The sequence below is a fragment of the Pseudomonas sp. SDO5532_S415 genome, from assembly GCF_054071155.1.
Map to the genome: position 1 here is coordinate 1 of NZ_JBSVWS010000033.1, position 24,634 is coordinate 24,634.

The 24,634-nt window shown below is 58.6% G+C and carries 22 protein-coding genes and 3 tRNA genes; 7 read left to right on the forward strand and 18 right to left on the reverse strand.

The genetic code is table 11. From position 1 onward, the window contains the following. Positions 1 to 77 precede the first annotated feature (77 nt). Complete coding sequence (locus tag ACW9HW_RS11050) at positions 78 to 2,117, reverse strand: oxidoreductase (RefSeq protein WP_095192784.1); 2,040 nt, start codon at positions 2,115 to 2,117, stop codon at positions 78 to 80. A 210-nt stretch (positions 2,118 to 2,327) separates the two neighbouring features. On the opposite strand from ACW9HW_RS11050, the gene ACW9HW_RS11055 reads away from it, so the two are divergent. Both ACW9HW_RS11055 and ACW9HW_RS11060 read left to right on the forward strand, forming a co-directional pair. Continuing rightward, complete coding sequence (locus tag ACW9HW_RS11055) at positions 2,328 to 3,458, forward strand: nitrilase-related carbon-nitrogen hydrolase (RefSeq protein WP_457399858.1); 1,131 nt, start codon at positions 2,328 to 2,330, stop codon at positions 3,456 to 3,458. A gap of 3 nt (positions 3,459 to 3,461) precedes the next feature. Further along, on the forward strand, positions 3,462 to 4,502 hold the full coding sequence (locus ACW9HW_RS11060; protein ID WP_457399860.1) for an AraC family transcriptional regulator: 1,041 nt from the start codon (positions 3,462 to 3,464) through the stop codon (positions 4,500 to 4,502). Between the two features lie 340 nt (positions 4,503 to 4,842). Here the strand turns inward: ACW9HW_RS11060 and ACW9HW_RS11065 are convergent, their stop codons facing one another. The 10 genes from ACW9HW_RS11065 to ACW9HW_RS11110 all read right to left on the reverse strand — a co-directional run bounded on the left by ACW9HW_RS11065 (position 4,843) and on the right by ACW9HW_RS11110 (position 14,993). Next, entirely contained in the window at positions 4,843 to 5,685 is an 843-nt protein-coding gene (locus tag ACW9HW_RS11065; protein ID WP_095192787.1) for a DUF2242 domain-containing protein, read from the reverse strand. Positions 5,686 to 5,886: 201 nt separating this feature from the next. After that, the gene (locus ACW9HW_RS11070) at positions 5,887 to 7,758 is read right to left on the reverse strand and encodes a SurA N-terminal domain-containing protein (RefSeq protein WP_095192788.1); all 1,872 of its coding nucleotides are present in this window, start codon (positions 7,756 to 7,758) and stop codon (positions 5,887 to 5,889) included. A 102-nt stretch (positions 7,759 to 7,860) separates the two neighbouring features. Then, positions 7,861 to 7,938 (reverse strand) — tRNA-Leu (locus ACW9HW_RS11075). A 53-nt stretch (positions 7,939 to 7,991) separates the two neighbouring features. Next, positions 7,992 to 8,264 carry an HU family DNA-binding protein gene (locus tag ACW9HW_RS11080; RefSeq protein ID WP_002552737.1) on the reverse strand — a complete coding sequence of 91 codons (273 nt, stop codon included), beginning with the start codon at positions 8,262 to 8,264 and terminating at the stop codon, positions 7,992 to 7,994. 149 nt (positions 8,265 to 8,413) lie between these two features. Then, positions 8,414 to 10,810 carry an endopeptidase La gene (gene lon, locus ACW9HW_RS11085; RefSeq protein WP_095192789.1) on the reverse strand — a complete coding sequence of 799 codons (2,397 nt, stop codon included), beginning with the start codon at positions 10,808 to 10,810 and terminating at the stop codon, positions 8,414 to 8,416. Positions 10,811 to 10,971: 161 nt separating this feature from the next. Beyond that, complete coding sequence (clpX, locus tag ACW9HW_RS11090) at positions 10,972 to 12,255, reverse strand: ATP-dependent Clp protease ATP-binding subunit ClpX (protein WP_007946893.1); 1,284 nt, start codon at positions 12,253 to 12,255, stop codon at positions 10,972 to 10,974. A 112-nt stretch (positions 12,256 to 12,367) separates the two neighbouring features. Then, entirely contained in the window at positions 12,368 to 13,003 is a 636-nt protein-coding gene (gene clpP / locus ACW9HW_RS11095; RefSeq protein WP_090456702.1) for an ATP-dependent Clp endopeptidase proteolytic subunit ClpP, read from the reverse strand. A gap of 93 nt (positions 13,004 to 13,096) precedes the next feature. Next, positions 13,097 to 14,407: a trigger factor gene (tig, locus tag ACW9HW_RS11100; RefSeq protein ID WP_095192790.1), complete on the reverse strand. Its 1,311-nt coding sequence runs from the start codon at positions 14,405 to 14,407 to the stop codon at positions 13,097 to 13,099. Between the two features lie 401 nt (positions 14,408 to 14,808). Beyond that, positions 14,809 to 14,884, reverse strand: a tRNA-His gene (locus ACW9HW_RS11105). Positions 14,885 to 14,916: 32 nt separating this feature from the next. Continuing rightward, positions 14,917 to 14,993, reverse strand: a tRNA-Arg gene (locus tag ACW9HW_RS11110). Positions 14,994 to 15,268: 275 nt separating this feature from the next. Here ACW9HW_RS11110 and folD point away from each other — a divergent pair. Next, positions 15,269 to 16,123 (forward strand): bifunctional methylenetetrahydrofolate dehydrogenase/methenyltetrahydrofolate cyclohydrolase FolD, encoded by an 855-nt coding sequence (folD, locus tag ACW9HW_RS11115; protein WP_095192791.1) that lies wholly within the window; start codon positions 15,269 to 15,271, stop codon positions 16,121 to 16,123. A gap of 238 nt (positions 16,124 to 16,361) precedes the next feature. Next, a complete protein-coding gene (gene pbpG / locus ACW9HW_RS11120; protein WP_095192792.1) occupies positions 16,362 to 17,300 on the forward strand; it encodes a D-alanyl-D-alanine endopeptidase in 939 nt (312 codons plus the stop codon). A gap of 59 nt (positions 17,301 to 17,359) precedes the next feature. Here the strand turns inward: pbpG and ACW9HW_RS11125 are convergent, their stop codons facing one another. From ACW9HW_RS11125 to ACW9HW_RS11135, 3 genes are all read right to left on the reverse strand, one after another. Next, positions 17,360 to 17,575 carry a hypothetical protein gene (locus ACW9HW_RS11125; protein ID WP_095192793.1) on the reverse strand — a complete coding sequence of 72 codons (216 nt, stop codon included), beginning with the start codon at positions 17,573 to 17,575 and terminating at the stop codon, positions 17,360 to 17,362. Positions 17,576 to 17,592: 17 nt separating this feature from the next. After that, positions 17,593 to 17,799 (reverse strand): DUF6021 family protein, encoded by a 207-nt coding sequence (locus ACW9HW_RS11130; RefSeq protein ID WP_095192794.1) that lies wholly within the window; start codon positions 17,797 to 17,799, stop codon positions 17,593 to 17,595. A gap of 90 nt (positions 17,800 to 17,889) precedes the next feature. Then, positions 17,890 to 18,618 carry a peptidase C39 family protein gene (locus ACW9HW_RS11135; RefSeq protein ID WP_095192795.1) on the reverse strand — a complete coding sequence of 243 codons (729 nt, stop codon included), beginning with the start codon at positions 18,616 to 18,618 and terminating at the stop codon, positions 17,890 to 17,892. A 167-nt stretch (positions 18,619 to 18,785) separates the two neighbouring features. Between ACW9HW_RS11135 and ACW9HW_RS11140 the strand changes: the two genes are divergently transcribed. After that, positions 18,786 to 18,956 carry a hypothetical protein gene (locus ACW9HW_RS11140; protein ID WP_170948626.1) on the forward strand — a complete coding sequence of 57 codons (171 nt, stop codon included), beginning with the start codon at positions 18,786 to 18,788 and terminating at the stop codon, positions 18,954 to 18,956. 78 nt (positions 18,957 to 19,034) lie between these two features. Here ACW9HW_RS11140 and ACW9HW_RS11145 read toward each other — a convergent pair whose 3' ends face one another. Together ACW9HW_RS11145 and ACW9HW_RS11150 are read right to left on the reverse strand one after the other, a co-directional pair. After that, a complete protein-coding gene (locus tag ACW9HW_RS11145) occupies positions 19,035 to 19,784 on the reverse strand; it encodes a TerC family protein (protein WP_095192797.1) in 750 nt (249 codons plus the stop codon). 29 nt (positions 19,785 to 19,813) lie between these two features. Next, entirely contained in the window at positions 19,814 to 20,056 is a 243-nt protein-coding gene (locus tag ACW9HW_RS11150) for a hypothetical protein (protein ID WP_095192798.1), read from the reverse strand. A gap of 135 nt (positions 20,057 to 20,191) precedes the next feature. Between ACW9HW_RS11150 and nhaR the strand changes: the two genes are divergently transcribed. Further along, positions 20,192 to 21,091 (forward strand): transcriptional activator NhaR, encoded by a 900-nt coding sequence (nhaR, locus tag ACW9HW_RS11155; RefSeq protein WP_095192888.1) that lies wholly within the window; start codon positions 20,192 to 20,194, stop codon positions 21,089 to 21,091. Positions 21,092 to 21,095: 4 nt separating this feature from the next. Here nhaR and ACW9HW_RS11160 read toward each other — a convergent pair whose 3' ends face one another. Next, positions 21,096 to 22,250, reverse strand: coding sequence for an MFS transporter (locus ACW9HW_RS11160; protein WP_457399864.1), 1,155 nt, complete (start codon positions 22,248 to 22,250; stop codon positions 21,096 to 21,098). A gap of 406 nt (positions 22,251 to 22,656) precedes the next feature. Here ACW9HW_RS11160 and sstT point away from each other — a divergent pair, with 406 nt between their 5' ends. After that, on the forward strand, positions 22,657 to 23,889 hold the full coding sequence (sstT, locus tag ACW9HW_RS11165; protein WP_095192889.1) for a serine/threonine transporter SstT: 1,233 nt from the start codon (positions 22,657 to 22,659) through the stop codon (positions 23,887 to 23,889). Between the two features lie 125 nt (positions 23,890 to 24,014). On the opposite strand, the gene ACW9HW_RS11170 is transcribed toward sstT, so the two are convergent. Then, positions 24,015 to 24,524, reverse strand: coding sequence for a DUF1993 domain-containing protein (locus ACW9HW_RS11170; protein ID WP_457399865.1), 510 nt, complete (start codon positions 24,522 to 24,524; stop codon positions 24,015 to 24,017). Positions 24,525 to 24,634 lie beyond the last annotated feature (110 nt).

Below are 24,634 nucleotides of genomic sequence, written 5' to 3' on the forward strand. Positions count from 1 at the left end.
TTGATCTTCGGTGCTACCAAGATCCAGTGTGGGAGCGAGCCTGCTCGCGAAAGCCATTGGCACGCCTGGCCTGCGAATTACAACTCAGCCGCCAGTCGCGACCCCTGATTGATCGCCCGCTTGGCATCCAGCTCCGCCGCGACGTCCGCGCCGCCGATCAGATGCACGTTCTGCCCCGCTGCCACCAGGCCGTCCTGCAACTCCCGCAACGGGTCCTGGCCGGCGCAGATCACGATGTTATCCACCGGAAGCACTTGCGGTTCACCGGTTTCGCCGATGCGAATGTGCAGGCCGTCGTCGTCAATCTTCAGGTATTCGACGCTGTTGAGCATCTGCACCTGCTTGTTCTTCAGACCGGTACGGTGAATCCAGCCGGTGGTCTTGCCCAGGCCATCACCGACCTTGGATTTCTTGCGTTGCAGCAGGAACACTTCGCGGGCCGGTGCATGGGGCGCCGCCTTGATCCCGGCGACACCACCACGCGCTTCAAGATGCGTATCGATCCCCCACTCTTTCCAGAACGCTTCGCGGTTCAGGCTGGTGGCCTGGCCCTGGTGAACCAGGAATTCCGAGACGTCGAAACCGATACCACCGGCGCCGATCACCGCGACACGCTTGCCCACCGGTTTGCGCTCAAGCAGCACGTCCAGGTAGCTCAGCACCTTGGCATTCTCCACGCCGGGAATCGCCGGTAGCCGCGGTGCAATGCCGGTGGCCAGGATGATTTCGTCGTAACCGCCCTCGACCAGCTTCGCCACATCCACGCGGGTGTTCAGGCACACCTCGACGTGGGTGGTTTGCAGTTTGCGGCCGAAATATCGCAGGGTTTCATAAAACTCTTCTTTGCCCGGCACCCGTTTGGCGACGTTGAACTGACCGCCGATTTCGCTGGCCGAATCAAACAGCGTCACCTGATGGCCACGCTCGGCAGCCACGGTCGCGGCGGACAAACCGGCAGGGCCCGCACCGACCACGGCGATTTTCTTGAGCTGTTGTACCGGCAGGTAGTTGAGTTCGGTTTCGTGGCAGGCACGCGGGTTGACCAGGCAGCTGGTCAACTTGCCGCCAAAGGTGTGGTCCAGGCACGCCTGGTTGCAACCGATGCAGGTGTTGATTTCATCAGCGCGACCTTCAGCCGCCTTGTTGACGAAATCCGGGTCGGCGAGGAACGGCCGCGCCATGGAAACCATGTCGGCATCGCCTTCGGCGAGGATCTGCTCGGCGACTTCCGGGGTGTTGATGCGGTTGGTGGTAATCAGCGGAATGTTCACTGAACCACGCAGCTTGGCCGTGACCTTGCTGAACGCCGCCCGTGGAACCTTGGTGGCGATGGTCGGAATCCGCGCTTCGTGCCAGCCGATACCGGTGTTGATGATCGTCGCGCCGGCCTGCTCGATCGCCTTGGCCAACTGCACGATTTCTTCCCAGGTGCTGCCGCCTTCCACCAGGTCGAGCATCGACAGGCGGAAAATAATGATGAAGTTCGGGCCGACCGCTTCACGGACCCGGCGCACGATTTCCACCGGCAGGCGCATACGGTTTTCGTAGCTGCCGCCCCAGCGGTCGGTGCGGTGGTTGGTGTGGGCGGCCAGGAACTGGTTGATGAAGTAACCTTCCGAACCCATGATTTCGACGCCGTCATACTCGGCCTGTTGTGCCAGGGTCGAGCAGGTGACGAAATCGCGAATCTGCTTCTCGATGCCTTCCTCGTCCAGCTCTTTAGGCTTGAACGGGTTGATCGGCGCCTGAATCGCGCTTGGCGCGACCTGCTTCGGGCTATAGGCATAACGGCCCGCATGGAGGATCTGCATGCAAATCTTGCCGCCCGCCTCGTGCACCGCGCGAGTCACGATCTGATGTTTGAGCGCTTCTTCTTCGGTGGTCAGCTTGGCCGCACCCGAGTACACGCCGCCCTCGTCGTTCGGACCGATACCGCCTGTGACCATCAGCCCGACACCGCCACGGGCACGCTCGGCGAAGTAGGCCGCCATGCGCTCGAAGCCACCGGGTTTTTCTTCAAGACCGGTGTGCATCGAGCCCATCAGGGTGCGGTTGCGCAACGTCGTAAAACCCAGGTCCAGCGGGGCCAACAGGTGCGGGTAATGAGCGGCGGTCATCGGTAACTCCACATCGAACGATCACGGGAATAATGTGGGCGCTCTGCGGCGCCCCTCTGTCATGGGTTACAGACTATGAGCAGTCCAGTGCGCGCTCAATGACCGTAACTGACAACTTATTGATCCAAATGCGCAGCAGCCCTTGGCAATCGTCGGCATGGGTCATACCCTAGGCATCGAACCCTGCACACGGCCGTCGACTGCTTTCCCATGCGCAAACTTCTGTACCTGACCTTCTCCATGGCGTTGATCGCCGCTCTAACGACCTACGCCATGTGGGCCGCGGATCGCCCGGTGGGCCATTACCTCTCGGACCTGCGGATCGATCTGGCGATCGATGAGGGCACTCCCGCCGACCGCGGCAACCTGTTGGGCATCCAGCCCGAGCTGTTTCCCACCGATTATCAAAGCCCCGAGCGCCTGCACCGCAAACTCGCGGCCTACCTGCACAAAGCCCGGGAACAGGGCTTGCTCAACGACAAAACCATCGTGGTACTGCCCGAACACGTCGGCACCTGGCTGATGGTCAGCGGTGAAAAGGATGAGTTGTACCAGGCCGCCACGCTGAAGGAAGCCATGAACTGGCTGGCCGTGAGCAATCCGTTGAAGTTTGTCCGTGCGTTGATCAGTGCCGAGGGCGGCAGTCGCCTGGATGACGCCCACTTGCGCATGAAAGCCAAAGGCATGGCCAAGGAGTATCAGGCGCTGTTCGGCGGCCTGGCGAAAGAGTTTCAGGTGACGTTGGTGGCAGGTTCCATCGTGCTGCCCGAGCCCAGCATCATCGACGGCACCCTGAAAGTCGGTCGCGGCGCACTGTTCAACAGCAGCGTTGTGTTCGGCCGTGACGGTGTGCCCATCGGCCAGCCACAGCGGCAGATGCACCCGGTTTTTGAACAGCAGGATGCGATCGAGGCCAATGGCGAGCACACCCTCAACGTCGTCGATACCCCGGCCGGTCGCCTGGGCGTGCTGATCGGCGGCGACAGTTGGTACCCGGACAACTATCGCAAGCTCGACGATCAGCAGGCACGGATTGTCGCGGTCCCGGCGTTCGTGGCCGGCCGTGGCACCTGGGATCAACCGTGGCGTGGCTACAAGGGCTCGTCGACACCCGGTTCCGTCAGTCTCAAGGCCGGGGAGATCAGCGAAGGCCAGGCCTGGCATCGCCTGACCCTGACCGCTCAACCACCGTCCAGCCAGGCGATCGCCGGCATGAGCGTGTTCTTGCGTGGACAGTTCTGGGATCAGGCCAGCGCCGGCCAGAGTTTTCTCAGCAGCAACGGTCAGCACTTCGCCGACGGCAACGCCCGTGGCGCTCGCCTGCTGAACCTGTGGTTGTAAGCCATGAAACCGCAGCCGATGCGTCTGGGCGATCTATCGGTCGGCTTCGTCCACAGCCTGGCCGACGCCGTGCGCAGCCATGGCGTCGACCCGCAGCCCCTGCTGGAACAATATGGACTTGATGCGGCGCGCCTCAGCGAAGCGGGTGCCCGACTCTCGATTCCGCGCTACATGCGCCTGGGCCACAGTGCCATTCAGTTGACCGACAACCCGGCGCTCGGCTTGCGCATGGGGCAGCTCAGCCGCCTGAGCCAGGCCGGCCTGGCCGGCGTCACCGCTGCCCAGGCGCCGACGGTGCGCGAGGCGGCACGCTGCCTGATTCGCTTTGAAGCCTTGTATGGCTCCAACTATCGCGGTCAATCGAGCTTTCACGAAGACCCTCAGGGGGCCTGGCTGCGCTTCTATTCCATCAGTCCCTACAACAGCTACAACCGCTTCGTAGTGGATTCGATCATTGCCGGGTGGTTGCAGCAATTGTCCAGCGTGAGCCCTGCCCCACTGCGCGCCGAACGTATCGATATCGAATTCGAAGCACCTGACTACCACGCGGCCTACGACATGCTGGGCGATTGCCCGATTCAGTTTGGCGCCGAGCACAACCAATTGCGCCTGAGCCTGGCCAGCCTCGCCCAGCGTAATCCGCAACACTGTCCGAGTACGTGGCGGCACTTGTTGATGTTATGTGAACGGGAACTGGAGCAACTGACACGCACCCGCAGCCTGCGTGAACGCATCATTCAGTTGCTGGGGCCGTTGCTCAATGGTGGCCGGGAACCCGACCTGGAAGAAGTGGCGGCACGCCTGAAGCTGCCCGTCTGGACACTACGCCGCAAACTGGCCGAAGAAGGTACGCAGTTTCGCGCGATTCTCAACGACACACGTCGCGACCTGGCCATGACCTACATCCGCGATACAGAACTGGCGTTCGGCGAAATCGCCTACCTGCTCGGCTTTGCCTCAGCCGAAGCGTTTCAACGTGCCTTCAAACGCTGGACTGGCCAGACACCCGGCGAGTTTCGTCGCAGTCACCGCCAATCCGCCTGACGCTCACAGTTCTGTAGCATCTTCCGCCGGCTCCAGCGGGTCCAGTTCAAAAGCCTGATACTCGAGCAGTTCTTCCTGATAATCGTCCATTTCGAATCCCCCGCAACTCATTGAAAAAGTCTTAATAAATGACCAGTGCCCCGAGCATAAAGTCCCCGCATGAAAGAAAAATGACGCGGACACGACGCTTCGTCGCTACTGGATAAAACGTAGCAGGCAGTCAGGAATTTATCACAGGATTTTTTCGATACAGCGCGCAGGACAGCGGTGTATTTGACGCGGATCAATCTTTACCGCAGCTACGGGACCGGTGCGGATTCACCTGGCCCCGTAACGCCAATCATTGCCCGGTAATCGGCATGGCCTGAATCGGCTCCGAAGGAGGCGGGATGTCGCTGGGGTTGGCGGGTGGTGTGATCGTTTCCGTGGCCGGCGCCGGCTCGGCACTTGGAGTGGCGGCAATCGGCGCGGCTTCAGGCGGCGGTGCTACCGGCTCGGACGCCGCTGGAGCCGCTTCGGCCGGCGTCGTTGTCGCTTGCGGAGCCGGGGCAGGCTCTGCCGCCGCTTCCGGGGCCAGTGGGGCCGGTGTGGCCTTGGGTTCAGGCACGCCCAGATCGGCTTTCGGCTTCTCCGGGATATGGGCCGCTGCTTTCACTTCCTTGGGCAGGAACAGCTCGACCAGGGCGAAGAAACGCTCGTAAAACTTGGCCGACGATACGGTTTCGCTCGCGACCTTGACCATCGAATCGTCCGAAGAGCCGATCGGCATCGAGACCGAACCCAGCACGCCGACACCGAGACTGGCGGAGTTATTGGTCTTCTTCAGTGCATAACGGTCCTGCAAGGCGTTGGCGAACACCGTGGCGTGATGCCCGGCGCTGCCGTCATCGGCACAGACCACACTGAAACTGATTTCCATGTGGGTCTCACCGGTCTGCTGGAAGCTCTTGTGCCCGCTCACCAGCTTCGGATCACTGCTGGTGATGATGTAGCCCTGGCTCAGCAAGGCCCGACGAGCAGCTTCGCAACTCTGAACATCAGTCACGGGGTAGTTACGGGAGAATGTTCCGGAGTCGTCGAAGTTCTCATGCTCATAGATGGCGGCTTTCTTCGACGAGCACCCGGCCGCGGCGGCCAGCACCAGCGCCAGCCCGGCAACACGCATGGGAAGTGATTTAAACATTGAACATCCTGAGGAAAACGGTCCGGGGCGTATTGTGCAACAGATCGATGGTTAGCGTCGCATCGATTGTGTCTTAAAACAGTTACAGGGGTGTTGACTGCGATATTAAGCAAAAGTCCCCCACGATTGTCAGTGCAGCTGTAACAAAAAACCCCGGCCTTTCGGCCGGGGTTCCTGTGTAGCGCATCGCTCAGGCTGACATCAGAAACGCTTGATGTCGGCCTCGCTTTCCAGCTGCTTGCGATAAGCCGCAAAGTCTTGCTGGCCAACGCGCGAAGCGAGGAAGCGACGGTATTGAGCCTTCTCTTCTTCAGTCGGCGCTGCGGCTTCATTGACGCCGCTCAGACGCACGATCATCAGACTGCCATCAGGCAGGGTCACGCTCGTGAACGTCGGCTTGTCCTTGGCGGCAGGCTTGGGCATGCGGAACAGCGCCTGCAGCACGGTTGGGTCGATCCCTTCCTGAGCGCGGGTCGCGGCTTCGGTAACCTTCCAGCTCTGACCGTCGACTGGTTTGTCCAGAGCGGTCTTGCCATCGCGCAGGCTGGCAATCAGCTCATCAGCCTTGGTCTTGGCGGCAGCACTGGCGTGCTCCTTGGCCAATTGCGCACGGATCGGGCCAGACACGCTTTCCAGCGGCAATTGCGCAGGCTTGAGATGTTCCTTGGCACGCAACACGATCACGGTTTCCGGATCGAGCTCGATGGCGGTGCTGTTGGCACCCTCTTCCAGCACTTCCTGGCTGAACGCCGCGGTGATCACGGCACGGTTGGCCGCAATGCCCTCGCCACCTTCACGGCCGAACGGCTTGGAGGTGTGAACGGTCAGTTTCAGATCCTGTGCCGGTTGGGCCAGATCGGAAGCTTCGAACGAGGCGTCTTCCAATTGCTTGGTCGCTTCGACGAAACGCTGCTCGACCTGTTGAGCCTTCAATTCGCGGGTCAGCTTGTCTTTCAGGCTGGCGAGCGTCGGCACTTCAGGCGCTTCCACACCCAACAGCTTGATCAGGTGGAAACCGAAGTCGGTGCGAACCGGCTCGGAGACCTGATCCTTGGCCAACGAATACAGGGATTTTTCGAACGCTGGATCATAAACGCCAGGACCTGCGTAGCCGAGGTCACCGCCATTGTTGGCCGAACCCGGATCCTGGGAGAACTCCTTGGCCAGGGCTTCGAACTTCTCGCCTTTGGCCAGACGGGCCTGGATATCGTCGATCTTGGCCTTGGCTTGCGCCTCGGTGGTCTTGTCGTTCACTTCGATCAGAATGTGCGCAGCCCGACGTTGCTCGGACAGGTTTGCGATTTCTTTCTGATACGCCGCTTGCAGGTCTTCGTCCTTGACGCTGACCTGATCGAAGAAGGAAGCCTTCTTTAACTCCAGATAATCGATGACCACCTGATCCGGCGTCATGAATTCCTTGGCGTGTTCGTCGTAATAGGCTTTGACTTCGTCGTCGGTCAGTTTCACAGCCGCCGGGTCAGCCTTGATGTTCAGGGTGGCGAAATCGCGGGTCTGTTTTTCCAGACGGGCGAATGCCAGAACCTGTGTATCAGTGACAAAACCGCTACCCGCCAGACCGGCGCGTAGCTGGCCGATCAGCATTTCCTGGGCCAGCATCTGGCGGAACTGCATACGGCTGTAACCGAGTTGACGAATGACCTGGTCGAAACGCTCAGGACTGAACTTGCCGTCCACCTGGAATTCAGGCGTTTGCAGGATGACCTGGTCCAACGCCGCTTCGGAGAAAGCGAATTTCGAGTTTTCTGCGCCTTGCAGCAGCAGCTTGCGATCGATCAGGCCTTTGAGGGCCGATTCGCGCAGCATCTTCTCGTCGAGCAAGGACGCATCGAAATCCTTGCCCAGCTGTTGCATGAGTTGACGGCGTTGCATATCGACCGCCTGGCTCAGCTCGTTCTGGCTGATTTCTTCGCCATTGACCTGCGCCGCCTCGTTTTTGTTCGTCGTGGCCTGAAAAATGGCGTCGAAACCGGTCAAGGCCATCAGTACGACGATGACCCCGATAATGGTCTTGGCAATCCAGCCTTGTGAATTGTCCCTGATATTCTGCAGCATGCGTCCCCCATAAACGGTTGAACTTCAAAATTAGGCAACCGTGGAGCGTGGGTAGAATCCGGATAGAAGAAAGGCGCATCCGAGGATGCGCCTTCTCGTAACTGGCGGAGCGGACCGATGACTCGAACTTGCGAGCCTCGGTGTCTCGGACCGGCGACCTGCCGACTGGACTACCGCTCCGCTGCCAGGTCAGGCATGACCCCGACCCGGATAGGCAAAAACCTGAATCGAACTTAGTTGACAGCTTCTTTCAGTGCTTTACCGGCTTTGAAACCTGGTTTTTTGGCTGCTGCGATTTCCAGCGTCTTACCGGTCTGTGGGTTACGACCAATGCGAGCTGGACGATCAGTTACGGAGAAGGTACCGAAACCAACCAGAACAACAGAGTCGCCAGCCTTGAGAGCGCCAGTGACGGATTCGATTACAGCGTCCAGCGCACGGCCAGCAGCAGCTTTCGGGATATCAGCGGATGCAGCGATAGCATCAATCAGTTCCGACTTGTTCACTCTAAGTCCCCTTATATCTATTTGAGTATGATTCTAAGTTTTTTTGGTGAAAGCAAAAACGAGTGCTGAATGGCCTACAGACACTTAAGAGCCGCTTTATAACAAGGGCTCTAAAAAGCTGTCAAGGAAGCCCCCCAGGCAAATACGTACTAATGCGTGCTAATTCTTTCCTTAGAATCGGACTCGCGCTTTTCATCCTTCGCGACAATCTCCGGAGCCACATCAGGCAAGGGCTCCGGCGCGTATTGCAGCGCAATTTGCAGGACCTCGTCAATCCATTTAACCGGTTTAATCTGGAGATCTTGCTTGATATTGTCAGGAATTTCCTTCAGATCGCGAACATTCTCTTCGGGAATGATCACAGTCTTGATTCCGCCACGGTGAGCAGCGAGCAGTTTTTCTTTCAAACCACCAATCGCCAACACTTGACCACGCAAGGTGATTTCACCGGTCATGGCCACGTCCGCACGCACAGGAATGCTGGTCAATGCCGATACCAGCGCCGTGCACATGCCCACACCGGCGCTAGGGCCGTCTTTCGGCGTCGCCCCTTCCGGCATATGGATGTGGGTGTCGCGCTTCTCGTGGAAGTCCAGGGGAATCCCCAGGCTCTTCGCGCGACTGCGCACCACGGTCAAGGCGGCGGTAATCGATTCGACCATGACGTCACCCAGGGAACCGGTCTTGATCAACTGGCCCTTGCCCGGCACGACGGCGGCTTCGATGGTCAGCAATTCGCCGCCCACCTGAGTCCACGCCAACCCGGTCACCTGACCGATCTGGTCCTGTTGCTCAGCCAGGCCGTAGCGGAACTTACGCACGCCCAGGAAGTGTTCCAGATCCTCAGCGGTGACCTTCACCGAGAAGCGTTTTTCCAGTGCATGCTCTTTGACCGCCTTGCGGCAAACCTTGGCAATCTGGCGCTCCAGGCCACGCACACCGGCTTCGCGGGTGTAGTAGCGAATGATGTCGCGGATCGCTTCCTCGTCGAATTCCAGTTCGCCTTTTTTCAGGCCATTGGCCTGAATCTGCTTGGGCGAAAGGTATTTGACGGCGATGTTGATCTTCTCGTCTTCGGTGTAGCCCGGCAGACGAATCACTTCCATCCGGTCCAGCAGCGCCGGCGGGATGTTCATGGAGTTCGAGGTGCACAGGAACATCACATCGGACAGGTCGTAATCGACCTCCAGATAGTGGTCGTTGAAGTTGTGGTTCTGCTCGGGATCGAGCACTTCAAGCAACGCCGACGCCGGATCGCCACGCATGTCGCTGCCCATTTTGTCGATTTCGTCGAGCAGGAACAGCGGGTTGCGGACGCCCACCTTGGTCATTTTTTGAATCAATCTTCCTGGCATCGAACCGATGTAAGTACGGCGATGACCGCGAATTTCCGCTTCATCACGCACACCGCCAAGGGCCATGCGCACGAATTTGCGGTTGGTGGCGTGAGCGATCGACTCTGCCAGAGAGGTTTTACCCACCCCCGGAGGACCTACCAGGCACAACACCGGACCACGAATCTTCTTCACGCGTTTTTGCACGGCGAGGTATTCGAGAATCCGCTCTTTGACTTCTTCCAGACCATAATGGTCGGCATCAAGAATGTCTTCAGCGCGCGCCAGATCCAGGCGCACCTTGCTCTGAGCCTTCCACGGCACCTGGACCAGCCAGTCGATGTACGAACGCACCACGGTCGCTTCCGCGGACATTGGCGACATTTGCTTGAGCTTGTTCAGTTCGGCCTGGGCCTTGGCAAGCGCGTCTTTTGGCAGGCCGGCGGCATCGATACGCTTTTTCAGCTCTTCGACTTCGTTGTGACCTTCATCGCTGTCGCCGAGCTCTTTCTGAATGGCCTTCATCTGCTCGTTCAGGTAGTACTCGCGCTGACTGCGCTCCATTTGCTTTTTGACGCGACCGCGAATGCGTTTTTCGACTTGCAGCAGATCGATCTCGGCATCAAGCAACGCCAGGACATGCTCGACCCGTGCCGACAAATCGATGATCTCGAGGATTTCCTGCTTCTGCTCGATTTTGAGGGCCATGTGCGCGGCCATGGTGTCGACCAGGCGACCAGGCTCGTCGATGCTGTTGAGCGACGACAGGACCTCGGCGGGGACTTTCTTGCCCAGCTGCACATATTGTTCGAACTGAGACAGCAGGCTGCGAACAAACACTTCCGACTCGCGCTCCGGCGCGTCGACTTCGTCGATCAGCGAGACTTCGGCACGGCAGTGACCGTCCACTTCGCTGAAGCGCTCCACGGCGCCCCGCTGCTCGCCTTCGACCAGAACCTTGACTGTGCCATCAGGCAGCTTCAGCAGCTGCAGAACGGTCGCAATCGTACCCACGCGATAAAGTGCGTCTTCACCAGGGTCGTCGTCAGCAGGGTTTCTCTGGGCCAGCAGAAGGATCTGCTTGTCGCCTGTCATCGCTGCCTCGAGGGCTTCGATGGATTTCTCGCGCCCCACGAACAGCGGGATAACCATGTGCGGATAAACCACGACATCACGCAATGGCAGGAGAGGCAATTCGATGGTTGTCTTCATGATTTCGCCTCTACGGCGGCCATAAGGCCGGAAACAGATGGAAGTAAGCTTGAAACCAAGATGGGGGCAGCCTTGAAAAAAAACAAGCACAAAGAGAGTGTAAAAACCTGCAAAAAGCAAAGGGGCCCGAAGGCCCCTTCTTTGTACCGGCTGCGTGACGCTTAGGCGTCTGGCGCGGCCTTGGCAGCAGGCTCACTGTTTTCGTAGATATACAGTGGCTTGGACTTGCCTTCTATAACGCTTTCGTCGATCACTACTTTACTCACCTCGGACTGCGAGGGGATTTCATACATAGTGTCGAGCAACACACCTTCGAGAATCGAGCGCAGGCCACGAGCACCGGTTTTGCGTTCCAGCGCGCGCTTGGCGACCGATTTCAGCGCGTCGGCCCGGAATTCCAGGTCCACGCCTTCCATCTCGAACAACTTGGCATACTGCTTGGTCAGAGCATTTTTCGGCTCGGTGAGAATCTGCATCAACGCAGCTTCATCAAGCTCGTCCAGCGTCGCAAGGACCGGCAGACGACCGACGAACTCCGGGATCAGACCGAACTTGACCAGATCGTCAGGCTCGACTTCACGCAGGGATTCACCGACTTTCTTGCCTTCTTCCTTGCTGCGAACTTCTGCGTTGAAACCGATGCCGCCCTTGGTGGAACGGTTTTGAATAACCTTTTCCAGACCGGAGAACGCACCACCGCAGATGAACAGGATGTTACGGGTGTCGACCTGAAGGAATTCCTGTTGCGGGTGCTTGCGACCGCCTTGAGGCGGAACGGAAGCGACCGTACCTTCGATCAACTTGAGCAGGGCCTGCTGCACGCCTTCACCGGAAACGTCCCGGGTGATCGACGGGTTGTCGGACTTGCGCGAGATCTTGTCGATCTCATCGATGTAGACAATGCCCATCTGGGCCTTTTCCACGTCGTAATCGCACTTCTGCAACAGCTTCTGAATGATGTTCTCGACATCTTCACCCACGTAACCCGCCTCGGTGAGGGTGGTTGCGTCGGCAATGGTGAACGGAACGTTCAGCAAGCGGGCCAGTGTTTCGGCAAGCAGGGTTTTACCCGAGCCTGTCGGGCCGATCAGCAAGATGTTGCTCTTGCCGAGTTCGACGTCGTCATTCTTTTTGTCACGCTGGTTAAGGCGCTTGTAGTGGTTGTACACCGCTACGGCCAAAACCTTTTTCGCGCGCTCCTGACCAATCACATACTGATCAAGGATGCCGCTGATTTCTTTAGGCGAAGGCAATTTATGCGCGCTGCTCTCGGCCTGGGCTTCCTGCACCTCCTCACGGATGATGTCATTGCACAGGTCGACGCACTCGTCGCAGATAAAGACCGAGGGGCCGGCAATCAATTTGCGTACTTCATGCTGGCTTTTGCCACAGAAGGAGCAATAGAGCAGCTTGCCGTTGTCCTCGCCGTTGCGGGTGTCAGTCATTCGTTCGATCCAAATCCGATAGGCTTGCAACACAAGATGAAGGCTATTGCGGGCTTTTTCAAGCCCGCTGGTGATCAGACCAGCCGACCAAGCCTATTTTGAGCTGCTTATTTTAAGCGGGGCGCTGGGTGATCACTTCATCGATCAAGCCGTACTCACGTGCAGCGTCTGCACTCATGAAATTATCGCGGTTGGTATCGCGCTCGATCTCTTCAAGCGTGCGCCCGCTATGCTTGGCCATTAGCGTGTTGAGACGCTCGCGGATGAAGAGGATTTCCTTGGCATGGATTTCGATGTCCGATGCCTGGCCCTGGAAACCGCCCAGAGGCTGGTGAATCATCACGCGCGAGTTCGGCAGGCAGTAACGCTTGCCAGGGGCACCGGCTGTCAGCAGGAACGCGCCCATGCTGCACGCCTGGCCGATACAGGTGGTCGAGACGTTGGGTTTGATGAACTGCATGGTGTCGTAAATCGACATGCCGGCTGTCACCGAACCGCCCGGGGAGTTGATATAGAGATGGATGTCCTTGTCCGGGTTTTCCGCTTCAAGGAACAGCAATTGCGCACAGATCAGGTTGGCCATGTAGTCCTCTACCGGGCCAACCAGAAAAATCACTCGTTCCTTGAGAAGGCGCGAGTAAATGTCGTAGGCGCGTTCGCCACGAGCGGACTGCTCGACAACCATCGGGACCAGGCCGCCTGCGGCCTGGATATCAGAGTTCTGCTGAATATACGAATTACGGAACATGCTCTGCAGTCACTCCCAAATAGTTATGTCTTGAATACGCATAAGCCAGCTCGAAAGCTGGCTTATGGTGTGTACTTCTTAACGCAGCAACAATCAGTCGGCTTGTGGAGCTTCTACCGGCTTGACCGCTTCTTCGTAAGAGACCGATTTGTCGGTCACGCTAGCTTTCTGCAGAACAGTATCCACAACTTGTTCTTCCAGCACAACCGAACGGACTTCGTTCAGTTGCTGGTCGTTCTTGTAGTACCAGGACACAACCTGCTCAGGCTCTTGGTAGGCCGAAGCCATTTCCTGAATCATTTCACGAACGCGGGCTTCGTCAGGCTTGAGGTCGAATTGCTTGACCACTTCAGCGACGATCAGACCCAGGACAACGCGGCGCTTGGCTTGTTCTTCGAACAGCTCGGCCGGCAGTTGGTCAGGCTTGATATTGCCGCCGAACTGCTGAACAGCCTGCACGCGCAGACGATCAACTTCGTTGGACAGCAGAGCCTTTGGCACTTCGATCGGGTTGGTGGCCAGCAGACCGTCCATTACCTGATTCTTGACCTTGGATTTGATCGCCTGACGCAGTTCACGCTCCATGTTCTTGCGAACTTCGGCGCGGAAGCCTTCCAGACCGGTTTCCTTGATGCCGAATTGAGCGAAGAACTCTTCGGTCAGCTCTGGCAGTTTTGGCTCGGAAACAGTGTTCACGGTCACGGTGAACTCAGCGGTTTTGCCAGCCAGGTCGAGGTTCTGATAGTCCTCTGGGAAAGTCAGGTTCAGAACGCGCTCTTCGCCAGCCTTGGCGCCAACCAGACCGTCTTCGAAACCAGGGATCATGCGGCCGGAACCCAGTACCAGCTGGGTACCTTTGGCGGAACCGCCAGCGAACACTTCACCGTCGACCTTGCCGACGAAATCGATGTTCAGCTGGTCTTCGTTCTGAGCGGCACGATCAGCCACTTCGAAACGGGTGTTCTGCTTGCGCAGGATGTCCAGCATCTTGTCCAGATCAGCATCGGACACGTCAGCGCTCAGGCGCTCTACGGTGATACCTTCGAAACCGGCGACGGTGAACTCAGGGAACACTTCGAATACAGCAACGTATTCCAGGTCCTTGCCTGCTTCCAGCGATTTAGGCTCGATCGAAGGCGAACCAGCCGGGTTCAGCTTCTGCTCAACGACTGCTTCGTAGAAAGAGGACTGGATGACGTCGCCCACGGCTTCCTGACGCGCTTCAGCACCGAAGCGGCGCTTGATTTCGCTCATTGGCACTTTGCCTGGACGGAAGCCTGCGATCTTGGCCTTTTGGGCAGTCTGCTGCAGACGCTTGTTGACCTGAGTCTCGATGCGCTCAGCCGGCACGGTGATGCTCATGCGGCGCTCAAGAGCAGAAGTATTTTCAACAGAAACTTGCATGGATATTCCTCGTTGCACAGACGTTAGCCGGCCGTTTCCGACCCCAGAATCAAGGGCATGCATTCTAGTGGGTCAAACTCAAGAAGTCACCCTACTGAAAACGGGTAAAAACGCAGCAGGCAATTTATAGGTGCGAATGCACGGATGCACCTCGCCCCGGTGGCAAATACAGCCAATAACGCCAAGGCTCTGCGCCAACCCTTCTATATATAGAAGAGGTTGCCGATCATCTCCCTGACAGACGACCTTGCAAGCAAGGCCGGCGGGGAGCGCGGTATCATCGAGAAACATAAATACGACGAAACGCCCTGCCCCTGCGACCCGGTACTGCAGCCGCTGGATACTCAAATCCCTGAAACAAAAAAGGCGCCAGACTGTTAAATCTGGCGCCTTTCGAAATATGGGGTGGACGATGGGGATCGAACCCACGACAACGGGAGTCACAATCCCGTGCTCTACCAACTGAGCTACGCCCACCATATCGCGCTACTTGTGCCAAAGCTGCCTAATGGCGCACCCGGCAGGACTCGAACCTGCGACCATCCGCTTAGAAGGCGGATGCTCTATCCAGCTGAGCTACGGGCGCCTTATTAATCTGTACTCTTGGAGGACTACAAACTAAATGCTTTCCAGCCTCGCAGAACCGTAATTCCACTTGACCTTCTTAACCAGTGCTAGGCTGTGCCCGACAAGTGCGACGAATAGTATAGAGCCCCCCGAAGGTCGTCAAATCCTTTTTAAAAAAAATTCATTTAATTAAAGGAGTTAGGGGAATTTGCAGACCAAGCGCCTTTGCCCTCACCGCATGACATGCGAGAATGCGCTCTCTTTTTTTCCCCTCTCGATGGTTAATCACGCGCAATGACTGCACAACTAATCGACGGCAAATCGATCGCCGCCAGCCTGCGCCAGCAGATCGCCCAACGCGTCACCGAGCGTCGTCAGCAAGGCCTGCGCACGCCGGGCCTCGCGGTGATCCTGGTCGGCAGCGATCCTGCCTCTCAGGTTTATGTCTCGCACAAGCGTAAAGACTGTGAAGAGGTCGGCTTCCTTTCCCAAGCTTATGACCTGCCTTCCGAAACCACTCAAGAAGCGCTGACCGATCTGATCGATCGCCTCAATGACGACCCGGCGATTGACGGCGTCCTGCTGCAGCTTCCTCTTCCCGAGCACCTGGATGCGTCCAGACTGCTGGAGCGCATTCGCCCGGACAAAGACGTCGACGGCTTCCATCCTTACAACGTCGGTCGTCTGGCCCAACGCATTCCGCTGCTGCGCCCGTGCACCCCCAAAGGCATCATGACGCTGCTGGAAAGCACCGGTGCCGATCTGTACGGGATGAACGCCGTGGTGGTCGGTGCTTCCAATATCGTTGGCCGCCCGATGGCGATGGAACTGTTGCTGGCCGGTTGCACCGTAACCGTCACTCACCGTTTCACCAAGGATCTGGCCGGCCACGTCGGCCGTGCCGACTTGGTCGTAGTGGCCGCCGGCAAGCCTGGCCTGGTCAAGGGTGAATGGATCAAGGAAGGCGCGATCGTGATCGACGTCGGTATCAACCGTCAGGACGATGGCAAACTGGTCGGTGACGTGATCTACGAAACCGCCCTGCCCCGCGCCGGCTGGATCACTCCGGTGCCGGGCGGCGTCGGTCCGATGACCCGCGCCTGCCTGCTGGAAAACACGCTGTACGCAGCCGAAACCCTGCACAGCTGAGATCTTTTGCAGAGGTAGCCAGCGACTCAAGGAACCCCGCCCATGGCGGGGTTCTTTTTTGCCCGGGGAACAGGATTGACCATCCGCCGGAAAGTGACTTTTTTTTCATGTTTACAGGCACTTTCCCCCCTCCCCCGAACAACCATCGACAGTTATTCAGCCATACTCCAGAATGTCGCGCTTTTTAAGAATTAGCCCGTTACATAACGGTGTATCAACACTTTATGAGTCTGCCAGCGTGAAAATCCGTCTATCCATCCTGAGCCTATTTTTTGCAGTTACAGGGACTTTCATCACGCCAATTGCCAGCGCTGGCGAAACCACCGCAGCGCCTCGAGACACCTCGCAACTCAAGCTCGCTTCCGGCAGCACCTTGTTGCTGGACATGCAGACCAACAAAGTCATCTATGCCAACAATCCCGACGTGGTTGTTCCCATCGCATCCGTCAGCAAACTGATGACGGGCCTGGTCGTGGTTGAAGCCAGGCAGAACATGGACGAATACATCAACATCAACATCAGTGACACCCCGGAAATGAAAGGCGTGTTCTCCCGGGTAAAACTGAAGAGCGAACTGCCACGCCGGGAAATGCTGCTGATCGCGCTGATGTCGTCTGAAAACCGCGCCGCCGCGAGCCTGGCCCACCACTACCCGGGTGGATACGCCGCCTTCATCGCCGCGATGAATGCCAAGGCCAAGGCCCTGGGCATGACCAACACCCATTTTGTCGAACCCACCGGTCTCTCGCCGCGCAACGTATCCACCGCTCGCGACCTGAGCAAACTGTTGATTGCCGCGCACAAATACCCGCTGCTGACAGAGTTGAGCACGACCAAGGAAAAAACCGTCACATTCCGCAAGCCCAAATACAGCCTGGGCTTTCGCAACACCGACCATTTGGTCCGCAAGCCAGACTGGGACATCCAGCTGACGAAAACCGGTTTCACCAACGAAGCAGGCCACTGCCTGGTGCTGGTGACCCGGATGAGTAACCGCCCGGTTGTCCTGGTACTCCTTGATGCTTATGGCAAGTACACACACTTTGCCGATGCCGCGCGTATCCGCAATTGGGTCGAAACCGGCAAAAGCGCCAACGTCGCGTCTGCGGCCTTGCAGTACAAATCGGACAAGAACCTCAAGCATCGCCAGAGCGGCGTGGTTGAAGCTTCGAAGTAACCTCACGGCAACCGCATGAAAAAAAGCCCCGAACATTCGGGGCTTTTTTTCGTCAGCGATCAATCGTTGGGTAACGGCATCTGGTCATCATCCGGAATGCCATCCCCCTTGCTGGGATCTCGCCAGCCCTGCGGATGTTCCGTCGGTACCACCGTCGGGCGGGCCAGCGGATCTCGCAACGGACTGTCCGGATCCAACACCGGATCGACACTTTCTTCGGGCGTGGTCGGAACGTTTTCCGGACGCTTGTCATTGAAGCTCGAATCGGTAGACATACGCACCTCCATGGGATCTAGGGCTTCAGATCACCGAGCGGATCATAGGGCTTTGCCGGAGTCTTGGGATTGTCACCCGGTTTCACATCCCTCGGCGCCTTGGCCGGTCCGACGGGGTCGACCTGAGGGTCGGCAAGATCCGGGGAATCCGGGTCGAAACCCAACTCATCGCCGGACGAATGTTCGGACGAGTGCGGGCCGGAAGGGGTATTGGAATGTGCCATGGACGCCTCCTGAAAGCGGCCCGAAACATCCGGGCCTTAAGTATCAGATACCTCCAGCGTGCCGCAGTGCCTGACAGATGACGAACGGGCTTATTGCGCGCGCAAGGCCTTTTTGGCCGTCGCTGCCGCCTGCTCCTGGCCGGCCTGAGCAAGATCGTTCGCCGCCTTGAGCCAGCGCTGCTGATCGACTTCGGCGGGAATCTGCGTCGGCGCCTGAATCAACACCGCCCAACCACCGGCGTCTTTGAAAGCCGATTCGAACGAGCCGAAGCTCATCAGCAACCGCTGATCCATCCCAGCACGCAACAGCACGGTCTGTTTCTGGCGGTTATACCCGGACAAGATGGCATAACGCGGCTCGGCCCAGAGTGCAGAACCCTCGGTAAAGCGCACCATCACCGGATAACCGGCCGCCACCTGGGTCAACAAGGCCGGCAGATTGCTGTCCAGCGGATAGACCATCATCCCGTACTCACGGGCCAGGCTCTGCATGTTTTGCTGCAACTGGGCCTCGGCGCCCGGCAAGTGCAACGGTTTATCAAGCAAGCCCGGGGTAATCACGATGCCTTGCTGGGACAACAGGCTCGCCAGCACTTGCGGGCCGCTCTGATTGGCCACGCCGCGATAGAACCGGCCGCTGAGTTCGACACGCTCCGGCAGACGCTTGATCTGCGGCGCTACGCTGCCGGCGCAGCCGGCCAGCCCCGCGACGCATCCGACGATTACCGCCGCCGATAGAATTCGAGAAATTACCCGCACCATCATCACTCTCTTGATCAGACGCCAGGCAATCCGCTTCCCGGCTTGGCCGTCGATCATAGGACGCCACGCGGCGGCGGTATAGCCTTAACCGGTAGTTGACCAGGTTCGATAGAGCGAACTGGTTGGTCCCAGTCGACCTTCGGTCAATAGCCTGCAACACACCAGCGGCTAGACTGTCACTTGCAAAGCGTGTGCGCCCGCTGCAGGGCAAAGAGGAGGCATCGATGAGCCTGACAATGACAATCGTGATGTTGATCTCCGGCTGGCTGGCCGTCGCCGCCGCCATGTTATGGGGGGTTCTGCGCATTACCCGTCGCCACCATCACCACCCTGCCCGGCCGGCACCCTTGGTGAAATCCGACAAAGCCGCCACGCGTCACGCCTCCGCCCACTGATCGACATTTTCCAGCGCACATAAAAAAACGGTCACCTGGACTCTTGCGAGTTCAGGTGGCCGTTTCGTTCAGCGCCAGTTATGCGTCAGCGGTTACACGCTTGTGCTTCGCCCGACGGGACATCATGTTCAACACCTCGATCGCAGCCGAGAACGCCATGGCAGCGTAGACGTAACCTTTCGGTACGTGGGCGCCGAAGCCTTCAGCGATCAGCGTCATGCCGATCATGATCAGGAAGCCCAGGGCCAGCATCACCACCGTCGGGTTGTCGTTGATGAACTTGGCCAGCGGGTCAGCCGCCAGCAACATCACCAGTACCGACACCACCACCGCAATGATCATGATCGGAAGATGCTCGGTCATGCCGACAGCGGTAATGATGCTGTCGATGGAGAAGACCATGTCCAGCATCAGGATCTGGCCGATCGCCGCGGCAAAGCCCAGAGTCACGGTAGAAGTCGCCGACTTCGGATCTTCCGGTGCCGGGTCCATGCTGTGATGGATTTCGGTGGTGGCTTTCCACAACAGGAACAGGCCGCCCGCGATCAGGATCATGTCTTTCCAGGAGAACGCGTGGCCGAAGAGGTCGATCACAGGCTCGGTCAACTGGACGATGAACGCGATGGTGCTCAACAGGCCGAGTCGCAGGATCAGTGCCATGCCGATACCGATGCGCCGCGCCTTCTGCCGGTGCTGCTCGGGCAGTTTGTTGGTCAGGATCGAGATGAAGATCAGGTTATCGATGCCGAGCACGATCTCCATCACTACCAGGGTGGCCAGGGCAACCCAGGCGGTGGGGCTGGCGGCTAGTTGTAAAAGGTATTCCATGGGTCAGTCCTGACTCGCTGTAAGACGGTTTAGATTTCCTGGGAGGAAGATTCGGATTTATCCGCGTCTTTTTCCGATGATTCTTTCTTGCTGATCAACCCGCCCGTGGCTTCGCTGAGCGCCTGCTCAGCAGCTTTGTGGGTGTCGTCGATGGCTTGCTTGGCACTTTCGGCAGCCTTGCCCATCAGTTGCTGAGCGCTTTTTTCGGCCTGATCACAACCGGCCAGTACCAGCACAGACGCAATCAGCAGAGCCGTGGTTTTAAGCTTCATGATGTTTTCCTCGATAGAACAAACGGGACCGTTACGATGGCCCGTTGATAGCGACGCATTCTAGGGAGATGAACACTTCAGGAAAATTCGTATTTTCAGCGGTTATACTTCGACTTTTACGAACTGTAGATGATCATGCTCAACTATCGACAACTGCATTACTTCTGGGTAGTCGCCAAAACCGGCAGCATTGTCCGCGCCTGCGAGCAGCTGAACCTGACGCCCCAGACGATCAGCGGGCAGATATCGCTGCTCGAACAAACCTACGGCATCGAGCTGTTTCGCCGGGTCGGCCGGCAACTTGAACTCACCGAAGCCGGCCGCCAGACCCTGCCCTACGCCGAGCAGATGTTCCAGCTGGGCGGCGAACTGGAATTGATGCTGCGGGCACAACCCAATGAACAGCAGATTCTGTTTCGGGTCGGCGTGGCCGACGTGGTGCCCAAATCCATCGTCTATCGGCTGATCGCACCGACCATGGAACTGAGCGAGCCGCTGCGCATCACTTGCCGCGAAGACAAGCTTGAACGTTTGTTGGCCGATCTGGCGATCCAGCGCCTGGACCTGGTGATTTCCGACAGCCCAATGCCCTCGCACCTGGACATCAAGGGCTACAGCCAGAAACTCGGTGAATGCGGGATCAGTTTCTTCGCCACCGCCGAATTGGCGACGCGCTACGGTCAGGACTTTCCCCGCAGCCTGCACGGCGCTCCCCTGCTGATTCCCGGGCCTGAAACCGTGGTGCGCAGCCGCTTGCAACGCTGGTTCGCCGAGCAGCAGATCCAGCCGCAGATTGTCGGCGAATTCGATGACAGCGCATTGATGCAGGCTTTCGGTCAATCCGGCAGCGGGATTTTCATTGGCCCGAGCGTGATTGCCGATGAAGTGAAACGCCAACTTGGCGTAGAGGTGATTGGCCAGACAGACGCGGTGAGCGAGTCGTTCTACGCCATTTCGGTGGAACGCAAGGTCAAGCACCCTGGCATTGTCGCCATTACCGAAGGTGCCCGACGCGAGTTGTTTACCGAATTGTGACGCCTCAGACGCAGACTTCGCGGGGCTTGAAGGTCATCAGCGCGATGGCCAACAGGATCGAGGCCAGGATAAAGCCGGCCGCGGCGAAACCAAGGCCTTGCAGGCCGACACTGTCGATCACGCGCCCGCCGATCATGGCGCCCAGGCCGATCCCCAGGTTGCCCCCGGCGATGTTCAGCGACGCCGCAAATGCCGGCGCTTCAGGCGCAGCCTTCATCAGGCGCACGTGACTGACCAGGAACAACGCAGCCTGGGTCACACCCCAGATGCCCATTGCCGCCGCCAGTCCGAGGGGCGAATGAATGTTCGGCACCAGCGCCACCAGGCCGGCAATCATGAAGGCGCAGAACATCATCGAGGCTAGCAGCGGATGGCGATCCACCGCGCGACCACCCAACGAGTTGCCGATCAGCCCGACCGCGCCGAAACCCATCAGGCACCAGCCGACCACCGCGCCGTTGAATCCGGCCAGGCGTTCAAGGATGTCCGCCAGGTAGGTGTAGGCGGTGAACATGCCGCTGAACACCACGATCGACAGCAGCACATGCCCGACCATCAAGGGGCTGCGCAGGATCTTGAACTGTGAGAGGAAGCTGACTTGATGCTGATGCAGGCTGGTTTTCGGCAGGTAGATAAACAGCAGCAACGCCTTGGCAAAAGCGATCAACGCCAGAAGGGTGAAAGCACTGCGCCAGCCGAACGCATCGGAAATCAGTGTACCCACCGGAATGCCGAACACCGTGGCGCAAACAATGCCGAAGCCAATCTTGGCCACGGCGCGCCCGGCCTGATCCGGCCCGACGATGTCCACCGCCGTCTCACTGGCCAGTGACCAGAACACCGGCAAGCCCAATGCCGGAATCAACCGGGCAAGGGCCATCACCCAGATGTTCGGCGCCAGCGCCGCGAGGATGTTGGCCAGGCCAATCATGATCAGCACCGAGATAAACAGCTTGCGCCGCTCGAAGCGGGCGAAATATGCCGTGAGGAACGGCCCGAACGCGGCGACGGTAAAGGCAAACAGGGTCACCAGCAAACCCGCTTGCGGGATGCTGACGTCAAGGTCGCGGGCAATGGCCGGCAACAGGCCGACGATGATGAATTCCGTGGTCAGCACCGTAAAACCGGCGGCTGACAACAGAAGAATGGGCAACAACATGCAGAACTCCAGAAAACGACGACACCAGCGATAGCCCGAAGGCCCACTGGCAAAGATGAAAATGAGGATGGCGAAGCTTAACAGAGTGTTTCCGCACACGGTTGCATGAACCTGCACATTGCGCCGCACATTTGGGTGGCAGATCGTCACAGGGCTGAAGGATCGGGCCCCCGCTGTGATAAAGTCCGCGCCCTTGTGGCGAGGGAGCTTGCTCCCGCTGGCCTGCACAGCAGGCCCATTTGTCGGTGCCGTTTCGCTGCCCGGCGGGAGCAAGCTCCCTCGCCACCGGAATCAGCGCCGGCATTAGCCCCGTGTTCCCTCTTTCGGTTTCCCGCCTGCGGCCTGCCCTGTTTCTTGCTGCAAACCTGCGGAACCATGCATTTATAAAAAACCAGAGATGCCGTTCATGACCGCTTCATCCCCTTCGCTATTGCAACGCCTGAAACGCACCAGCCTGGTCACACAAATCATCATTGGCTTGATCGCCGGGATTGGCCTGGCCCTGATTGCGCCTGAAGCGGCGAAGTCCACCGCCTTCATTGGCAAAGTCTTCGTGTCCGCCCTGAAGGCGGTCGCGCCGATTCTGGTGTTCGTGCTGGTCATGGCGTCGATCGCCAACCACAAGCACGGCCAGGAAACCCACATCCGGCCGATCCTGTTTCTGTATCTGCTGGGCACGTTCGCTGCCGCCGTGGTCGCGGTGGTTGCCAGCATGATGTTCCCATCGAGCCTGGTCCTCTCGACCCAAGACGTAGCCGTCACCGCACCAGGTGGCATCAGCGAAGTGCTGCAAAGCCTGTTGCTCAGCGTGGTCGACAACCCGGTCAGCGCACTGATGAACGCCAATTTTATCGGCATTCTGGCCTGGGCCATCGGCATGGGCGTCGCCATTCGCCATGCCGGTGACACCACGCGCGAGGTGCTGGGTGACTTGTCCAACGGCGTGACGGTGATTGTGCGTCTGGTGATCAGCTTTGCGCCGCTGGGGATTTTCGGCCTCGTGGCCTCGACCCTCGCCACGTCCGGCTTCGGCGCCTTGATCGGTTATGCGCAACTGCTCGCCGTGTTGCTGGGCTGCATGCTGTTCGTGGCCCTGGTGATGAACCCGGTCATCGTGTTCTGGAAACTGCGCCGCAACCCGTATCCACTGGTGTTGATGTGCTTGCGGGAAAGCGGTATCACCGCGTTTTTCACCCGCAGTTCGGCGGCGAACATTCCGGTCAACCTTGAGTTGAGCAAACGTCTGGGCCTGCACGAAGACACTTACTCGGTGTCGATCCCGCTCGGCGCCACCATCAACATGGCCGGAGCGGCTATCACCATCACCGTGCTGACGTTGGCGGCGGTGCACACGCTGGGCATTGCCGTGGACATTCCAACGGCCATTCTGCTGAGCGTCGTCGCAGCCATTTGCGCCTGTGGTGCCTCGGGCGTGGCCGGTGGTTCGCTGCTGCTGATCCCGCTGGCGTGCAGCCTGTTCGGCATCCCGAGCGAAATCGCCATGCAGGTGGTGGCGGTCGGTTTCATCATCGGTGTGCTGCAGGATTCGGCGGAGACCGCGTTGAATTCTTCGACCGATGTACTGTTCACGGCGGCGGCTTGCCTGGGTGAAGAACAAAAGACACAGCGATTGGCGTGACAGCCAACCCTGTAGGAGCGAGCTTGCTCGCGATGATCGACCAGACACCGCGGGCAATCAGACAGCTCGCGTTATCGTTGACGACCATCGCGAGCAAGCTCGCTCCTACAGGAACTCCGGGCGGTTTAGAACGCGCCCATGTAATCGCGCTTGCCCACTTCCACGCCGTTATGACGCAACAGTGCGTAAGCCGTGGTGACGTGGAAGAAGAACTGCGGCAAGCCGTAGGTCAGCAAGTAAGCCTGGCCGGAGAAGCGCTTCTCTTTAGGCGTGCCCGGACGGGTCACGATTTCGATGCCTTCCTTGCCGTTGATCTGCTCCGGTTTGATCTCGCCGATGAACGCCAGCACCTTGGCGATCAGCGCTTGCAGTTCGGCGAAGGTGGTTTCGGTGTCGTCGTATTTCGGCAATTCGATCTCGGCCAGACGCGCGGATACACCTTTGCTGAAATCAACCGCGATCTGCACCTGGCGCACCAACGGGAACATATCCGGGTACAGGCGAGTTTGCAGGAAGGCGTTCGGATCGATGTTCTTGGCGGCGGCATGGGCCTCGGCCTTTTTCAGCACGTCGCTCAGGGCGTTGAGCATTTGCTGGAAAACAGGAACGGAAGCGTCGTACAGGGAAATGGTCATGGCAGTCTCATGTGATGACAGGAGGGAAACGTCGGCCGATTATAGCCATGCCCGCCCCTCCTGCGGCTTGTCTTTTATCCTGCAAGGATTAGGCTAGGCGGCTTCGATGG

Excerpts from the sequence above, each read along its gene's own strand:
- ACW9HW_RS11125 (WP_095192793.1), bottom strand. The coding sequence starts at position 17,575 with ATGTCTACCGATTCGAGCTTCAATGACAAGCGTCCGGAAAACGTTCCG.
- ACW9HW_RS11150 (WP_095192798.1), bottom strand. The coding sequence starts at position 20,056 with ATGAAGCTTAAAACCACGGCTCTGCTGATTGCGTCTGTGCTGGTACTG.
- tig (WP_095192790.1), bottom strand. The coding sequence starts at position 14,407 with ATGCAAGTTTCTGTTGAAAATACTTCTGCTCTTGAGCGCCGCATGAGC.
- ACW9HW_RS11050 (WP_095192784.1), bottom strand. The coding sequence starts at position 2,117 with ATGACCGCCGCTCATTACCCGCACCTGTTGGCCCCGCTGGACCTGGGT.
- ACW9HW_RS11065 (WP_095192787.1), bottom strand. The coding sequence starts at position 5,685 with ATGTTTAAATCACTTCCCATGCGTGTTGCCGGGCTGGCGCTGGTGCTG.
- nhaR (WP_095192888.1), top strand. The coding sequence starts at position 20,192 with ATGCTCAACTATCGACAACTGCATTACTTCTGGGTAGTCGCCAAAACC.
- ACW9HW_RS11145 (WP_095192797.1), bottom strand. The coding sequence starts at position 19,784 with ATGGAATACCTTTTACAACTAGCCGCCAGCCCCACCGCCTGGGTTGCC.
- clpP (WP_090456702.1), bottom strand. The coding sequence starts at position 13,003 with ATGTTCCGTAATTCGTATATTCAGCAGAACTCTGATATCCAGGCCGCA.
- clpX (WP_007946893.1), bottom strand. The coding sequence starts at position 12,255 with ATGACTGACACCCGCAACGGCGAGGACAACGGCAAGCTGCTCTATTGC.
- sstT (WP_095192889.1), top strand. The coding sequence starts at position 22,657 with ATGACCGCTTCATCCCCTTCGCTATTGCAACGCCTGAAACGCACCAGC.
- folD (WP_095192791.1), top strand. The coding sequence starts at position 15,269 with ATGACTGCACAACTAATCGACGGCAAATCGATCGCCGCCAGCCTGCGC.
- ACW9HW_RS11140 (WP_170948626.1), top strand. The coding sequence starts at position 18,786 with ATGAGCCTGACAATGACAATCGTGATGTTGATCTCCGGCTGGCTGGCC.
- ACW9HW_RS11160 (WP_457399864.1), bottom strand. The coding sequence starts at position 22,250 with ATGTTGTTGCCCATTCTTCTGTTGTCAGCCGCCGGTTTTACGGTGCTG.
- ACW9HW_RS11070 (WP_095192788.1), bottom strand. The coding sequence starts at position 7,758 with ATGCTGCAGAATATCAGGGACAATTCACAAGGCTGGATTGCCAAGACC.
- ACW9HW_RS11170 (WP_457399865.1), bottom strand. The coding sequence starts at position 24,524 with ATGACCATTTCCCTGTACGACGCTTCCGTTCCTGTTTTCCAGCAAATG.
- lon (WP_095192789.1), bottom strand. The coding sequence starts at position 10,810 with ATGAAGACAACCATCGAATTGCCTCTCCTGCCATTGCGTGATGTCGTG.
- ACW9HW_RS11135 (WP_095192795.1), bottom strand. The coding sequence starts at position 18,618 with ATGATCGACGGCCAAGCCGGGAAGCGGATTGCCTGGCGTCTGATCAAG.
- ACW9HW_RS11130 (WP_095192794.1), bottom strand. The coding sequence starts at position 17,799 with ATGGCACATTCCAATACCCCTTCCGGCCCGCACTCGTCCGAACATTCG.
- ACW9HW_RS11060 (WP_457399860.1), top strand. The coding sequence starts at position 3,462 with ATGAAACCGCAGCCGATGCGTCTGGGCGATCTATCGGTCGGCTTCGTC.
- ACW9HW_RS11055 (WP_457399858.1), top strand. The coding sequence starts at position 2,328 with ATGCGCAAACTTCTGTACCTGACCTTCTCCATGGCGTTGATCGCCGCT.